Below are 13,896 nucleotides of genomic sequence, written 5' to 3'. Positions count from 1 at the left end.
CACAGGATTCGCGCGTCATAGTCGTTAGTGCCAAGAAAATGGAAATCAACGAAGCTTGCAGAAGAGGCTTTCTTCGCTCCAATTTCGAGGCTTCCAAAGTTGGCTGTGACGCTATCTCCTAAACCGACGTTTTATAGATCGCTCATGAGCGGCCTGGCTGATAACTTCACCTGATTTTTTTGCAGAAATAACTGGGTGAAAAATATGCAAATTGGCTATGTAAGGGTGTCAACAAATGACCAAAATACTGATCTTCAGCGGCAAGCACTCGAACGCGCAGGATGTGAACAGATTTTCGAAGAAAAAATGAGCGGAACAGTGGCAAACCGGCCAGCACTCAAAAAGCTTCTTAGGGCATTGAATGAGGGGGATACGCTGGTGGTCTGGAAGCTGGATCGCCTTGGGCGCAGCATGCGAAATCTGGTGCTGCTGGTGGACGAACTCCGGCAACGCGGTATCCACTTTAAGAGCCTCACGGACAGTATCGATACATCAAGCCCGATGGGGCGCTTCATCTTTCATATCATGTCAGCCCTGGCGGAAATGGAGAGGGAGTTGATTGTGGAGCGCACCCGCGCGGGTCTGGCTGCAGCGCGGGAGAAAGGGCGAATCGGTGGCAGGCGTCCGAAGCTCACCGAGGAACAATGGGCGCAGGCAGGTCGGTTGATAGCGAATGGTGTGGACAGAAAGCAGGTGGCGATAATTTATGACGTTGCAGTATGCACGCTTTATAAAAAATTTCCTGTGGGATAAATCAGCCATGGTCGGGCAGTCAGCTAATACTGTCACTGCCCGGCCATATTAGAGCCCAGCCTGGCGAACTGTCGGAAATTCAGAAACTAGCCACATATCGGCCTCTTCAAACATCTCCTCCAGCATGCGGTTCAACTTTTCCCGATCGCTTTTGCTGGCATCACTATTCAAGCCGTTCGCCTGCATTGGCTTCACCTTCACTTCTGCATCAGGAAAAATCTGGTGCACTCGCTTTGTTAGCTCGGCCAAGATGATCTCTCTGGCCCCCTGGAGCCCTTCAACATTTCGCTTGTCATAAACCAGTTCAACAAACATACCGATCCTCTTATAAGTGAAAAATTGCCTGTGCTTGATCTGTTTTTATAAAAATACTACTGTATATGTATACAGTCAATAAGTGAGTGAGGGTGTGTTCATGCCCCGTCAACCGGATATTCGTGCTGCTTTTATTGCGGCCATACAGCAAAACCCGAAGGGCTATCTCTGTCTGCATACAGACAAATTCATCGCTGAACTGCAGGAGAGGCACTGGCATTTCAGCCAAGCGGATGCAAATTCATGGATCGAGCGATACCAGCCGGACTTCGCCGATAAGACGACAAACGGAAGTGAGAACCGATACTGGATCCTGCGTAACATGGGGAGGGTTTTCTAATGGGATTTCCATCGCCAGCCATGGATTACCAGGAGCAGCGCATGACGATAGATGTTATCTGCGGTGTAGATAACAACTGCCGGGTTATTGAAACTTCATGCGGCTGGGCCGTTATTAACGTCAGTCTGAAGCCAGAAGGAGGGGATACGTTGCTGGTTAGCATGGACGGGAGAAACCAGTTCGTGAAGCTAATGGGCCACGCGCTGATCACTCAAGATGGTGAAGCGATAGAAGGGGAAGCTCTGAATGACGTAACGGTACATGGCGTTCTTACACATACACTTAACCAAGTTAAAGACGATAAATCGCCTGTAATATAGCGTGTAAATGTCGGGGGTTATTCCCCCATTTTTCCCCAATGCTTCCCCGTACAAATTTTAAACATGAAAAAACCAGCCGTAAGAGGCTGGTTTTCAATGTGTTTTTGGTCGGCACGAGAGGATTTGAACCTCCGACCCCCGACACCCCATGACGGTGCGCTACCAGGCTGCGCTACGTGCCGACGCATTAAAGGAATACTACTCGATTCCTTTCTGAATGCAAGGGGAAGAACGCGCTAACTGGTTTATTATTAATCAGTTAGCGATAAACCGTTTCTCGTCCGTCAGAACCTGCAACAGCAGGCTGAGCTGCGGTTTTTGGTCCTTCAGCTTCTCGCCCTTCAGGTTATAGGTCTGATAACTTCCGTTACTGTTCAGTACCAACGTCAGCTCAGGCGTCGTGACCGCCAGCGTATTGCCACCTGCGGCAGTCACCCAGTTGTGACGACGAGTGGCGCTAAAGAGATCTTGCCCCTGAGAGTACTCGTTAGCCGGCGTGCTGACGTGCAACAGGCGCTGCATCAATGTGGTCATCACATCTTTATGGTCGGTAAGCATATTGATGCGCTGCGCAGGGGTACCCGGCCAGTGAATGATCAGAGGCACATGCAGGTTCGGACGTGACCAGTCCATGCTCTCCATCTCGTCGCCCAGCGGTACGCCATGGCCCGCAGTGATAATCACCACCGTATTGTCCAGCTTACCCGAGTCGTTCAGGGCGGTCAGCACGCGCGCAATTTGTGCATCAACATCACCTGCCGCACGCGTGTAACGACGGGTGAAGCCTTTCTGATTGCTGTCATCCGTTGTGCCGTTAAACGCAACCCAGGAGAACCAGCGGTTATCTTCCTGAGCGTAGCGCTGCAGCCAGTTAATCCACTGATTTGCCGTCTGGGTGTCAGACTGGCTCTGCGCGGCAGGCAGTGAGAAATCAGAGAGCAGAGCCTGACGGTACAGCGAACTGTTGAAGCCATCGGACGCGAACAGCCCCAGCTGATACCCTTGCTGGTTAAGCCCGGTAATCAATGCTGCTGGCGTGCGCGAAGAGAGTACGCCATCCATGTAGCTCGGCGATATCCCATAGAACAGGCCGAAAATACCCGCGTCGGTTGAGTTGCCCGAGCTCATATGCTGCGTAAAGGTAATGTTCTTATCCGCGAACGCCGCCAGTGCGGGCATCTGCTTCTCGTAGCGCGAATAGTTGAGACCATCCACGGTGATTAGCAGAACGTTTTGCCCGCGGCCCATGTCGCGATAGCGCAAATCGCTCAGCGGATACTGCACGCTGACCGCTTCCGGATTACCTTGCTCGACCAGGCGACGCTGATACTCCTGCGCGTCCAGCAGACCGTGTTTCTCAAGGAAACGACGTGCCGTCATTGGATACGAGAGCGGCAGGTTTGCGCGCTGCATGGTGATAGGACGATAGAAGTTCGCATCCGCCCAGATATACATGAGGTGCGAACTGATGAATGAGATGAAAAAGAGCGCGGCAACGGGCTTCGCGTAATGACGCCGCCGGGTGAGGCTTCGCAGTTTCTGCCAGCTCCAGGTGGCGAACAGCATCTCAATCAGAAGAATAATGGGCACGCTGATAAACATCAGCTGCCAGTCACGTGCGGTCTCGTTCTGATCGGGGTTAATGACCAGCTCCCAGACAATAGGGTTGAGATGCAGGTGGAAACGGGTAAAGACTTCGCTGTCGATCAGCAAAAGCGTCATACCCGCGGTCGCAAGGATAGCGGACAAGAACCGCATCAGACGCTGCGACATGACGATAAACGTCAGAGGGAACAGGATGAGCAGATAGGTGGCGAATACCAGAAAACTAAAGTGACCGACCAGGCTAATCCAGGAGTAAACACGTCCGATTAGCGTGGTTGGCCAGTCCGCCACAAACAGATAACGGCAGCCGAGAACCATCGCCAACAGAATGTTGAACAGAGCAAACCAGTGCCCCCAACTGACCATCTGGGAGACTTTTTCACGGTAGCGCTGACGATTCGTCACCATAAACTGTTGTTCGTATCCCTTAGTGTGCCTGGTCGTCGCTAACCGAGGACTGCAGTGCCTGGGCGAAAGATTTGGCGATCGCCTGACGTTGAGCCGGAGCAACGCTGGTGTTGATAAGGTTGGTAACCATATTTCCCAAAACCATCAGGGAGAGATCGGTTGGCGTTTTATGTTTTTCCAGTACGTTGACCAGCTCACTGAGCAGTTGTTCAACGTGTTCGTCACTGTAGCGGGAATGTTGTGGCATAAATCAAAATCAGTTTGTTGAGAGAAGGGCGACATATTACCGTAGCAACAGCTTTTTTTCCCCTTTTTTATCTTCTGTTGCACACATGCGCTGGTGGTGGTTGAATACCGCCCGGTCTAAAAGGAGAGTTTATCATGAGTCTGGAAATCAACCAGATTGCCTTGCACCAGCTTATCAAGCGTGATGAGCAAACCCTTGAAGTGGTGCTGCGCGATTCGTTACTTGAACCCACGGCGACCGTTGTGGAAATGATGGCGGAGTTGCACCGCGTCTACAGTGCTAAAAATAAAGCCTATGGTCTGTTCAGCGAAGAGAGCGAACTGGCGGATAGCCTGCGTCTTCAGCGTCAGGGCGAAGAGGATTTCCTGGCATTCAGCCGTGCCGCAACCGGGCGTCTGCGTGACGAGCTGGCAAAATATCCGTTCGCCGATGGCGGTATCGTCCTGTTCTGCCATTACCGTTACCTGGCGGTGGAATATCTGCTGGTGACCGTGCTGAACAACTTAAGCAGCATGCGCGTCAACGAGCAGCTGGACATCAGCTCGACGCACTACCTGGATATCAACCATGCGGATATCGTGGCGCGTATCGATTTGACCGAGTGGGAAACCAATCCGGAATCGACCCGCTATCTGACTTTCCTGAAAGGGCGCGTGGGGCGCAAAGTCGCCGATTTCTTTATGGACTTCCTCGGCGCCAGCGAAGGTCTCAACGCCAAAGCGCAGAACAAAGGTTTGCTGCAGGCGGTTGATGATTTTACGGCGGAAGCGCAGCTCGATAAATCCGAGCGTCAGACCGTGCGCCAGCAGGTTTACAGCTACTGCAACGAGCAGCTGCAGGCAGGCGAAGAGATTGAGCTGGAGTCGCTGTCTAAAGAGCTGGCAGGTGTGAGCGAAGTCAGCTTCCAGGAATTTACGGCTGAAAAAGGCTATGAACTGGAAGAGAGCTTCCCGGCGGACCGCAGTACGCTGCGTCAGCTCACTAAATTTGCCGGCAGCGGCGGCGGATTAACCATCAACTTTGATGCCATGCTGTTGGGGGAACGCATCTTCTGGGATCCGGCCACCGACACGCTGACCATCAAAGGCACGCCGCCGAACCTGCGCGATCAGCTTCAGCGCCGCACCTCTGGCGGTAAATAGCAGCCATAAAAAAACCCCGCAGAAGCGGGGTTTTTATTCGACGAGTTTGCGATTACGCGCGAACGAAGTCGATGTGAGACAGTTTTGGCTTGAACGGGTGACGCTGAACAGCCTGAACCTTCACTTTTTCTTCTTTACCGCCAACAACGATGGTCAGAACTTCGCTGTAGAATTCAGCTTTGGTCTGCAGGTTCCATACTTTGTCGTGGTCCAGTTCGATTGCAACTGGAGCAGCTTCGCCACCGTAAACGATAGCTGGGAACTTGTTGGCGTTACGCAGGCGGCGGCTCGCACCCTTACCCTGCACGTTACGTACTTCTGCTTCGATAGTGAACATTGATTTCTCTCTGTATTTAAAACCCTACTACAGGCGACCCAGCAGCAGGTGAGTGTTCTGCCTCACGGATGTGAAGCGGGCGGCATTTTATACTCAAATGCCCCTCACATCAACGAAAAGTCCCGCTAACCGCGCAATTCATTTGCCCGGCGGAAGCGCCCTTCATAGTCAAAGACCTTCTCACGCACCTGCCAGAATTGGCCTTTTCGGCGGGCGACGACGAAATCAGGATGGCGCAAGAGCGCCTGCTGATGGACGATGTCAGCAACGGTTATCCAGCGTAGCGGTACGCCCGGGGTGCGGGTGTGCGGGCGGATAAAGAGCTGCTCGAAAGCCGTTCTCTGCGCCGGCGTGTGCACCCGGAAACGCTCGCTGACGTCTGCGCCATCCTCATCGTAGTAGGTGATTTTCAGCCACTCGCCTTTTTCATCCGCACCGGGCTGCAGCGCCATGCCGGAACAGCGAAGCACCAGCGCATCTTTCAGCTTCAGCGCAGCCTTAAGCATGTCATCAGGGTCGACCAGGATCGTGTCACACTCCCGGCAGCGGCGGGCGGCAATATCGTTTTCGGCGTTGCACTGCGGACAGTTTTTAAAGCGGAAACGAAAATCACACTGCTCGCGATGCCCCTCATCATCTTCAAACCAGCCCTGACAGCGGCGGCCAAAGTGTTCGATCAGCGTACCGTCAGCGGTCGTTTTCCCCCAAAAGGTATTGGCAAACCCGCAGGCGGGACAAAACACCTGGACCGGCACGTTGTCACTTTTGCCTTTCGGTGTGCCGACCTCAGGGGAGTATAGATCGTGCGGATTCCCGGCGTAATCCAGAATCAGGCAGTCGGTTTTGCCCGGCGAGAGGCGCAGGCCGCGGCCGACAATCTGCTGATAGAGACTCACCGATTCGGTCGGACGTAAAATAGCAATCAGGTCAACGTGGGGCGCATCAAACCCGGTGGTTAACACCGACACGTTGACCAGATAGCGAAACCGCTGCGCTTTGAAGGCCTCGATCAGGCTGTCGCGCTCCGGACCGGGCGTTTCGCCGGTGATCAGCGCCGCGTCGTCGGTGGGCAGCAACCCGGTAATTTCTCGGGCATGCTCAACGGTGGCCGCAAAAATCATCACCCCTTTGCGCGTCTGCGCAAACTCTTCAATCTGGCTGACGATGTGCGGGGTAATGCGCTTTTGCTTTTTCAGCTCCTGATTAAGATCGGCCTCGCTGAACAACCCATTGCTTTGCGCCTGCAGACGGCTGAAGTCGTACTGAACGACCGGCATATCCAGCCGCTCCGGCGGCGTCAGATAGCCGTGCTTAATCATGTAGCGCAGCGGAAGCTCATAAATGCAGTCGCTGAACAGGGCTTTCGCATCTCCGCGCACCATACCGTGATAATGGAAGTGATAAATCCAGCCTTTACCCAGACGAAACGGCGTGGCCGTCAGGCCAAGAAGCCGTATGTGAGGATTCACCTCTTTCAAATGCGTCAGGATTTGCTGATACTGGCTGTCGTCGTCATCGCTAATGCGGTGGCACTCGTCGATAATCAACAGTGAAAATTCGCTGCGAAACAGATCCAGGTTGCGGGCAACCGACTGCACGCTGCCGAACACCACTTTGCCGTGACTCTCTTTGCGCTTCAGCCCGGCGGCGAAAATATCTGCCTCGAGTCCAAGCGCACAATATTTGGCATGGTTTTGCGCCACCAGCTCTTTAACGTGCGCCAGCACCAGCACGCGTCCGCGCGCCAGACGCGCCAGCTCGGCGATGACAAGGCTTTTGCCTGCACCCGTCGGGAGCACGATGGCTGCCGGTTCCCGATGTTTACGGAACCAGGCGAGGGTGGCGTCGACGGCTTCTTGCTGATAGGGGCGAAGTGTAAAAGTCATAGGGTCTCGGTTTCATTATTCCGCACATATACCCGTCATACTTCAAGTTGCCTGTGCGTTGGCTGCACTCGTTCACCCCGGTCACTTACTTATGTAAGCTCCCGGGGATTCACTCCTTTGCCGCCTTTATGCAACTCGAATTATTTAGGGTATAGATAGTATGCCACGAAACTTTTTCCCTTGAGTGGCGCAACCAGACCATTATACTGAACCGTTCTTGACTGCTTCTTTTTCGGGCGCGTTGTCCGACTTCCAGCACCATTAAGGCTAAAAAGATTTCATGCGACTTGATAAGTTTATCGCTCAGCAACTCGGCGTAAGCCGCGCTATTGCCGGGCGCGAAATTCGCGCCAGCCGCGTTACCGTGGATGGCGACATTGTGAAAGACACCGCTTTCAAACTCCAGCCAGAACATCAGGTTGAGTATGATGGCAATCCGCTGACCCAGCAGCATGGTCCGCGCTATTTCATGCTCAACAAACCGGAAGGCTACGTCTGTTCAACGGACGACCCGGATCACCCGACGGTGCTCTATTTCCTCGATGAGCCAGTGGCGCACAAACTGCACGCCGCGGGCCGTCTGGATATCGATACCACCGGCCTGGTGCTGATGACCGACGACGGTCAGTGGTCGCACCGCATCACCTCACCACGTCACCACTGCGAGAAAACCTATCTGGTCACGCTGGAGTCGCCGGTGTCGGATGACACGGCAGAGCAATTCACCAAAGGCGTTCAGCTGCATAATGAAAAAGATCTGACCAAACCGGCGGTGCTTGAAGTCATCACCCCGACGGAAGTGCGTCTGACCATCAGCGAAGGTCGCTATCACCAGGTGAAACGGATGTTCGCCGCAGTGGGCAACCACGTTGTGGGCCTGCATCGTGAACGTATTGGTGCGATTGAGCTTGACCCGGAACTCGAGCCAGGCGAATACCGCCCGTTAACGGAAGAAGAGATCGCCAGCGTCGGTCTGCCTTCACGCTAAATTTCAGGAGAACTCTGTGACCACCAGGCCACACTCGTCTTTCAAGATCGTTTTCATCCTTGGCCTGCTGGCGATGCTGATGCCGCTCTCCATCGATATGTATCTGCCCGCGCTGCCGGTGATTTCCGCGCAGTTTGGCGTACCGGCGGGCAGCGCGCAGATGACGCTCAGCACCTATATTCTCGGTTTTGCTATCGGTCAGCTTCTGTATGGGCCGATGGCGGATAGCCTTGGGCGCAAGCCTGTTATCCTGGGCGGAACGCTGGTCTTTGCGGGCGCAGCCGTCGCCTGTGCGCTGGCGCAGAGTATCGATCAGCTGATTATCATGCGCTTCTTCCACGGTCTGGCCGCCGCCGCCGCGAGCGTGGTGATCAACGCCCTGATGCGCGATGTCTACCCGAAAGAAGAGTTCTCCCGCATGATGTCGTTCGTCATGCTGGTCACCACCATTGCGCCGCTGGTGGCCCCGATGGTCGGTGGTGCCGTGCTGGTGTGGTTCAGCTGGCACGCCATTTTCTGGATCCTGGCGGTTGCCGCGCTGCTGGCCTCGGCGATGATTTTCTTCTTTATTGATGAAACGCTGCCCGTCGAGCGTCGGCAGAAATTCCACATTCGTACCACTATGGGGAATTTCGCCTCGCTGTTTCGCCATAAGCGCGTGCTGAGCTACATGCTGGCGAGCGGCTTCAGCTTTGCCGGGATGTTCTCCTTCCTGAGCGCCGGGCCGTTTGTGTATATCGAACTGAACCACGTTTCGCCGCAGCACTTTGGCTATTACTTTGCGCTGAACATCGTGTTCCTGTTTGTTATGACCATCATCAACAGCCGCTTTGTTCGGCGGGTAGGGGCGATCAATATGTTCCGCGCCGGGTTGTGGATCCAGTTCGTTATGGCTATCTGGATGGTGGTGAGCGCGTTCCTGGGGATTGGCTTCTGGGCGCTGGTGGTGGGCGTGGCGGCGTTTGTCGGCTGCGTGTCGATGATCTCTTCCAACGCGATGGCGGTAATCCTTGACGAATTCCCGCATATGGCAGGCACGGCGTCGTCACTGGCGGGGACGTTCCGCTTCGGGATCGGCGCTGTCGTTGGGGCGCTGCTCTCGATGGCCACGTTTAACACCGCGTGGCCGATGCTGTGGGCTATCGCTTTCTGCGCAACCAGCTCCATTCTCTTCTATCTGTATGCCAGTCGGCCGCGTAAAGCCGCTCACTAAAGCACGCTAAAGGCCCGAATCGGGCCTTTTTGTTGATGCATATCAACCAAAACGCTGTTCGTTTACCCCGTGTTTGTTTCTTTTATGTAAAATCTATTTATGTAAAAAGTCACATCATTGTATTTAAAAAGGTTGAGTTAGATCGCAGAAACGGGTACATATAGCGCCCACGCGAGCCTGCAATGCCTATAAAAACCGCTAAATAGTGCAGGTTTGCAATCATGTGTTACTATAAATGTAAATAAATTGTGAAGTAATTTTTGCTTCCGGGGAACGAACGTGAATACATTACAACTCTCCATTGTCCATCGCTTGCCCCAGAGCTATCGCTGGTCGGCGGGTTTTGCAGGTTCGAAAGTTGAACCGATTCCGCAAAGCGGCGCAGGGTGCGAGAATTGTCTGGTTGCGCTGAAACTGCTGAGTCCGAGCGACGAAAATGCATGGCCGGTCATGGAGCGCCTCAGCCAGGCGCTGACGGATATCGAAGTGGATAGCTCCGTGCTGGAATGCGAAGGCGAGCCTTGCCTGTTTGTGAACAGCCAGGATGAATTCGCTGCCACCTGCCGTCTGAAAAACTTCGGCGTGGCGATTGCCGAGCCTTTCTCTGGTCAATATCCTTTCTGAGCGCTAGTCTGCTGACAGTAGCTGGCGCGTGTAGCTCTGCGTCGGCGCAGTGAATACGCGCTGGCACTCTCCCTGTTCGACGACTTCTCCCTGCCGCAACACAATCACCTGATGGCACAACGCCCGCACCACCTGCAAATCGTGGCTGATGAAGATATAGGCCAGCCGATGCTTTTCCTGTAACCCTTTTAACAGCGTCAGGATCTGCGCCTGTACGGTTCTGTCCAGTGAAGAGGTGGGTTCATCAAGAATGATCAACTCAGGTTTCAGGATCAGCGCGCGGGCAATCGCGATGCGCTGGCGCTGACCGCCGGAAAATTCCGCAGGATAGCGGTGACGCGTGGCGGGATCTAAACCCACTTCAGCCATGACGAGCATCACCTCTTCTTCACGTTGCTGAGCGCTCAGCGTGGGCTGATGAACGCGTAAACCCTCTTCAACAATCTGCAAAATACTCAGTCTTGGGTTAAGCGAGGAGTTGGGATCCTGAAAAACAACCTGCATGCGTGGACGCACGGGCAGCATCTGGCGACGGTTCCGGGTGTGCAGCGGCATGCCGTCAAAGAGGATCTCACCCTGCGAGGCGATTAAGCGCAGCAGCGCCAGACCGGTGGTGCTTTTGCCAGAACCCGACTCACCAACCAGCCCCAGCGACTCGCCAGGACGAAGAGAGAAGCGGATATCTTTCAGAACCGTGTTCCGATCGACAACGCGCCGTAAAATGCCTTTACGAACGGGAAATGAAACGCTCAGCCCCTCAACGCGCAGCAGCGGCTCGCTGTCGGCATCCAGGGGAACGGGATCGCCTGAGGGTTCGCTGTTGAGCAGGCGCTGCGTATAGGGGTGTTGAGGTGCCGTCAGCAGCGAGGCTGCCGTATTTTGCTCAACACATCGTCCGTTTTGCATCACCGCCACGCTGTCAGCCAGCTTTCTCACGATGCTCAGGTTGTGCGTAATAAACAGCAGGCTCATGTTCAGCTCGTCACGCAGTTCCCGCAGCAGTGTCAATATCTGCGCCTGAACCGTCACGTCCAGTGCGGTCGTCGGTTCATCGGCGATCAGCAGTTCAGGACGCGTCAGCAGCGCCATGGCGATCATCACGCGCTGACGTTCCCCGCCGGAGAGCTGGTGCGGAAAATCGGTCAGCCGTTTGGCGGCATTGCGTATGCCCGTGCGCTCAAGGCAATCGAGAATTTCACCCCGCGCCGCCTCTTTGCGCATGCCCCGGTGGAGTGACAGCACTTCGTAGAGCTGTTTTTCCAGCGTATGTAGCGGGTTGAGCGAGACCATCGGCTCCTGAAATATCATGGCAATCTTATTGCCGCGGATCCCGCGCAGGGTTTGTTCATCCGCGTGCAGCAGCGAACTGCCATGGAACAGAATGTCACCCTGCGGATAGCTGACCGGCGGGGAAGGGAGCAGACGCAGAATGGAGAGGGCCGAGACGCTCTTACCGGAACCCGATTCCCCCACCAGCGCCAGCGTTTCGCCGCGCTGGATCTGCAGTGACAGGTCATTCACCACCGTGCGGGTCTCGCCCTGCTTCGAAAAGGCGATAGACATGTTTTCAATGCTCAGAAGAGGTTGCGTCATCTATACCGCCTTGTCGGGATCAAAGGCATCGCGCACGGCTTCGCCAATAAAGATCAGCAGCGAAAGCAGCACGGCCACTGAGAGAAACGCAGTGATGCCAAGCCACGGCGCCTGAAGATTGTTTTTGCCTTGCAGCAACAGTTCGCCGAGCGATGGCGAGCCGAGCGGCAGCCCAAAGCCGAGGAAATCGAGCGAGGTGAGGGTGGTGATCGAGCTGCACAAAATAAAGGGCAGAAAGGTCAGGGTTGCGACCACGGCGTTGGGGAGCATATGGCGGAAAATAATCGCCCGATCGCTGACCCCCAGCGCCTGTGCGGCACGGATATAGTCAAAGTTCCGCGTGCGCAGAAATTCCGCGCGCACCACGCCCACCAGCGCCATCCAGCCAAACAGAACGGTGATCCCCAGCAGCCACCAGAAGCCAGGCTGCACGACGCTGGAAAGCAGGATGATCAGAAACAGCGTTGGCATACCCGACCAGACTTCAATGATGCGTTGCCCCCAGAGATCGAGCTTTCCGCCGTAATAGCCCTGAACGGCCCCCGCGACGACGCCCATCACGCTGGAAAAAAGCGTCAGCATCAGCCCGAAGAGCAGCGAGATCCGCGTGCCGTAGAGAATGCGTGCCAGCACGTCACCGCCGTTCGCGTCGGTTCCCAGCCAGTTCTGCGCGGAGGGAGGCGAAGGGAAGGGGGTTGAGGTGGCAAAGTTTATGCTATTTGCGCCAAACCGAATGGGGGCCCAGAGCGCCCAGCCGTGCGTGTCGATTTGATCGCGAAGCCACGGATCCTGATATTCAGCCGGGGTCGCAAACGGGCCGCCAAAATCACTCTCGCTGTAGTTGTTCAACACAGGCACATACCAGCGATCGTTAAAATGCACCAGCAGCGGCTTATCGTTCGCAATCAGCTCGGCGCACATACTTAAGATAAACAGCACAGCGAAGATCCACAGCGACCAGTAGCCGCGGCGGTTGTGGCGAAAGCGTGCCCAGCGGGCCTGGTTGACGGGGCTTAAACGCGGCATCAGCGGCCCTCAAAATCGATTCGGGGATCGACCAGCGTATAGCTGATATCACTGATGATATTCAGCAGCAGGCCAATCAGGGTGAAAATATAGAGTGTGCCAAACATGACCGGGTAATCGCGCGAGACGGTGGCCTCATAGCCCAGCAGTCCCAGGCCGTTCAGGGAGAACATCACCTCTATCAGCAGCGAGCCGGTAAAAAACATGCTGATGAAGGTGGCCGGGAATCCGGCGATCACCAGCAGCATCGCGTTGCGGAAAACGTGCTTCCACATGATCTGTTTTTCACCCACGCCCTTTGCCCGCGCGGTGACAACATACTGCTTGCGGATTTCATCAAGAAAGGCATTTTTGGTCAGCATCGTCAGCGCTGCAAAACCGCCAATGACCGTCGCGAGCACCGGCAGCGTGATGTGCCAGAAATAAGCGGTGATTTTTTGATACCACGGCAGGGTGCTGAAATCAGCTGACACCAACCCCCGGAGCGGGAAAATATCGAAATAGCTCCCCCCGGCGAAAAAGACGATAAGCAGAACCGCAAACAGAAACGACGGAATCGCATAGCCGATGATGATGAACGTACTGCTCCAGATATCAAAGCGGCTGCCATTGTAGACCGCTTTTCGAATGCCCAACGGAATGGAGACCAGATAGATAATCAACGTTCCCCACAGGCCAAGGGTGACGGAAACCGGCAGGCTTTGCTTAATTAACGTCAGTACGGATGCGCTGCGAAACAGACTATCGCCAAAATCAAAGCGCACGTAATCCCAGAGCATCTTGAAATAACGCTCATGCAGCGGTTTATCAAAGCCGTAGCGATGGGTGATCTCGGCGATCACCTCGGGATCCAGCCCGCGCCCGCCGCGGTAGTGGCTTTCGCTGATATTGCCCACGCCGGTCCTTGCATGGCTCGCGCCCATTCCTTCACCGCCGCCGCCGGGTATCCCCCCGCTATGGCCAAATTCCACAGCGGCGATAGCCTGATCCACCGGCCCGCCAGGGGCAATCTGGACGATGAAAAAGTTAATCGTGATGATGGCCCACAGCGTTGGGATAACCAGCAGCAAGCGGCGGATCAGATAAGCACCCATCGTTA

At 55.0% G+C, this 13,896-nt stretch carries 15 protein-coding genes and 1 tRNA gene; 7 read left to right on the top strand and 9 right to left on the bottom strand.

Annotation, left to right across the window (positions count from 1 at the left end; translation table 11 throughout):
• Positions 1 to 204: 204 nt before the first annotated feature.
• Complete coding sequence (locus K5E19_RS20260) at positions 205 to 753, top strand: recombinase family protein (protein ID WP_221552789.1); 549 nt, start codon at positions 205 to 207, stop codon at positions 751 to 753.
• 48 nt (positions 754 to 801) lie between these two features.
• Here the strand turns inward: K5E19_RS20260 and K5E19_RS20255 are convergent, their stop codons facing one another.
• The gene (locus K5E19_RS20255) at positions 802 to 1,068 is read right to left on the bottom strand and encodes a DinI family protein (RefSeq protein WP_020690100.1); all 267 of its coding nucleotides are present in this window, start codon (positions 1,066 to 1,068) and stop codon (positions 802 to 804) included.
• A 100-nt stretch (positions 1,069 to 1,168) separates the two neighbouring features.
• Here K5E19_RS20255 and K5E19_RS20250 point away from each other — a divergent pair, with 100 nt between their 5' ends.
• Positions 1,169 to 1,408, top strand: a complete 240-nt coding sequence (locus K5E19_RS20250; protein WP_032623296.1) for a hypothetical protein — start codon at positions 1,169 to 1,171, stop codon at positions 1,406 to 1,408.
• Positions 1,408 to 1,728 carry a hypothetical protein gene (locus tag K5E19_RS20245; protein ID WP_054829880.1) on the top strand — a complete coding sequence of 107 codons (321 nt, stop codon included), beginning with the start codon at positions 1,408 to 1,410 and terminating at the stop codon, positions 1,726 to 1,728. Before K5E19_RS20250 ends, K5E19_RS20245 begins: the two co-directional genes overlap by 1 nt.
• Positions 1,729 to 1,833: 105 nt before the next feature.
• Here K5E19_RS20245 and K5E19_RS20240 read toward each other — a convergent pair.
• From K5E19_RS20240 to K5E19_RS20230, 3 genes are all read right to left on the bottom strand, one after another.
• Positions 1,834 to 1,910, bottom strand: a tRNA-Pro gene (locus K5E19_RS20240).
• Positions 1,911 to 1,983: 73 nt separating this feature from the next.
• Positions 1,984 to 3,741 carry an LPS biosynthesis-modulating metalloenzyme YejM gene (gene yejM, locus K5E19_RS20235; protein WP_221552782.1) on the bottom strand — a complete coding sequence of 586 codons (1,758 nt, stop codon included), beginning with the start codon at positions 3,739 to 3,741 and terminating at the stop codon, positions 1,984 to 1,986.
• Between the two features lie 19 nt (positions 3,742 to 3,760).
• Positions 3,761 to 3,988, bottom strand: a complete 228-nt coding sequence (locus tag K5E19_RS20230) for a YejL family protein (protein WP_001135586.1) — start codon at positions 3,986 to 3,988, stop codon at positions 3,761 to 3,763.
• Positions 3,989 to 4,122: 134 nt separating this feature from the next.
• Here K5E19_RS20230 and yejK point away from each other — a divergent pair, with 134 nt between their 5' ends.
• Complete coding sequence (gene yejK, locus K5E19_RS20225; RefSeq protein ID WP_008500957.1) at positions 4,123 to 5,130, top strand: nucleoid-associated protein YejK; 1,008 nt, start codon at positions 4,123 to 4,125, stop codon at positions 5,128 to 5,130.
• Between the two features lie 52 nt (positions 5,131 to 5,182).
• On the opposite strand, the gene rplY is transcribed toward yejK, so the two are convergent.
• The gene (rplY, locus tag K5E19_RS20220) at positions 5,183 to 5,467 is read right to left on the bottom strand and encodes a 50S ribosomal protein L25 (RefSeq protein WP_010433464.1); all 285 of its coding nucleotides are present in this window, start codon (positions 5,465 to 5,467) and stop codon (positions 5,183 to 5,185) included.
• Positions 5,468 to 5,592: 125 nt separating this feature from the next.
• Positions 5,593 to 7,353, bottom strand: a complete 1,761-nt coding sequence (locus K5E19_RS20215) for a DEAD/DEAH box helicase (RefSeq protein WP_221552781.1) — start codon at positions 7,351 to 7,353, stop codon at positions 5,593 to 5,595.
• 280 nt (positions 7,354 to 7,633) lie between these two features.
• Between K5E19_RS20215 and rsuA the strand changes: the two genes are divergently transcribed.
• The 3 genes from rsuA (at position 7,634) to K5E19_RS20200 (ending at position 10,178) form a co-directional block, all read left to right on the top strand.
• Positions 7,634 to 8,341 carry a 16S rRNA pseudouridine(516) synthase RsuA gene (rsuA, locus tag K5E19_RS20210; RefSeq protein ID WP_108416614.1) on the top strand — a complete coding sequence of 236 codons (708 nt, stop codon included), beginning with the start codon at positions 7,634 to 7,636 and terminating at the stop codon, positions 8,339 to 8,341.
• A gap of 16 nt (positions 8,342 to 8,357) precedes the next feature.
• On the top strand, positions 8,358 to 9,554 hold the full coding sequence (locus K5E19_RS20205) for a Bcr/CflA family multidrug efflux MFS transporter (protein ID WP_042714271.1): 1,197 nt from the start codon (positions 8,358 to 8,360) through the stop codon (positions 9,552 to 9,554).
• 279 nt (positions 9,555 to 9,833) lie between these two features.
• Positions 9,834 to 10,178 carry a YejG family protein gene (locus tag K5E19_RS20200; RefSeq protein WP_010433471.1) on the top strand — a complete coding sequence of 115 codons (345 nt, stop codon included), beginning with the start codon at positions 9,834 to 9,836 and terminating at the stop codon, positions 10,176 to 10,178.
• A gap of 3 nt (positions 10,179 to 10,181) precedes the next feature.
• Here the strand turns inward: K5E19_RS20200 and yejF are convergent, their stop codons facing one another.
• The 3 genes from yejF to K5E19_RS20185 are packed head-to-tail and all read right to left on the bottom strand — an operon-like array spanning position 10,182 to position 13,891.
• Positions 10,182 to 11,771, bottom strand: a complete 1,590-nt coding sequence (yejF, locus tag K5E19_RS20195; protein WP_221552780.1) for a microcin C ABC transporter ATP-binding protein YejF — start codon at positions 11,769 to 11,771, stop codon at positions 10,182 to 10,184.
• On the bottom strand, positions 11,772 to 12,797 hold the full coding sequence (locus K5E19_RS20190) for an ABC transporter permease (protein WP_211449031.1): 1,026 nt from the start codon (positions 12,795 to 12,797) through the stop codon (positions 11,772 to 11,774).
• Positions 12,797 to 13,891, bottom strand: a complete 1,095-nt coding sequence (locus tag K5E19_RS20185; protein WP_221552779.1) for a microcin C ABC transporter permease YejB — start codon at positions 13,889 to 13,891, stop codon at positions 12,797 to 12,799. The genes K5E19_RS20190 and K5E19_RS20185 overlap by 1 nt, the downstream gene beginning before the upstream one ends.
• Between the last annotated feature and the right edge of the window lie 5 nt (positions 13,892 to 13,896).

It is taken from the genome of Enterobacter sp. RIT637 (assembly GCF_019718755.1).
Taxonomy (GTDB): Bacteria; Pseudomonadota; Gammaproteobacteria; order Enterobacterales; family Enterobacteriaceae; genus Enterobacter.
This window is presented reverse-complemented; position numbering and strand designations above follow the sequence as displayed.

Bases quoted from the DNA above. Each gene is read 5' to 3' on its own strand.
- K5E19_RS20260 (WP_221552789.1), top strand. From the start codon at position 205: ATGCAAATTGGCTATGTAAGGGTGTCAACAAATGACCAAAATACTGAT.
- K5E19_RS20255 (WP_020690100.1), bottom strand. From the start codon at position 1,068: ATGTTTGTTGAACTGGTTTATGACAAGCGAAATGTTGAAGGGCTCCAG.
- K5E19_RS20250 (WP_032623296.1), top strand. From the start codon at position 1,169: ATGCCCCGTCAACCGGATATTCGTGCTGCTTTTATTGCGGCCATACAG.
- K5E19_RS20245 (WP_054829880.1), top strand. From the start codon at position 1,408: ATGGGATTTCCATCGCCAGCCATGGATTACCAGGAGCAGCGCATGACG.
- yejM (WP_221552782.1), bottom strand. From the start codon at position 3,741: ATGGTGACGAATCGTCAGCGCTACCGTGAAAAAGTCTCCCAGATGGTC.
- K5E19_RS20230 (WP_001135586.1), bottom strand. From the start codon at position 3,988: ATGCCACAACATTCCCGCTACAGTGACGAACACGTTGAACAACTGCTC.
- yejK (WP_008500957.1), top strand. From the start codon at position 4,123: ATGAGTCTGGAAATCAACCAGATTGCCTTGCACCAGCTTATCAAGCGT.
- rplY (WP_010433464.1), bottom strand. From the start codon at position 5,467: ATGTTCACTATCGAAGCAGAAGTACGTAACGTGCAGGGTAAGGGTGCG.
- K5E19_RS20215 (WP_221552781.1), bottom strand. From the start codon at position 7,353: ATGACTTTTACACTTCGCCCCTATCAGCAAGAAGCCGTCGACGCCACC.
- rsuA (WP_108416614.1), top strand. From the start codon at position 7,634: ATGCGACTTGATAAGTTTATCGCTCAGCAACTCGGCGTAAGCCGCGCT.
- yejF (WP_221552780.1), bottom strand. From the start codon at position 11,771: ATGACGCAACCTCTTCTGAGCATTGAAAACATGTCTATCGCCTTTTCG.
- K5E19_RS20190 (WP_211449031.1), bottom strand. From the start codon at position 12,797: ATGCCGCGTTTAAGCCCCGTCAACCAGGCCCGCTGGGCACGCTTTCGC.
- K5E19_RS20185 (WP_221552779.1), bottom strand. From the start codon at position 13,891: ATGGGTGCTTATCTGATCCGCCGCTTGCTGCTGGTTATCCCAACGCTG.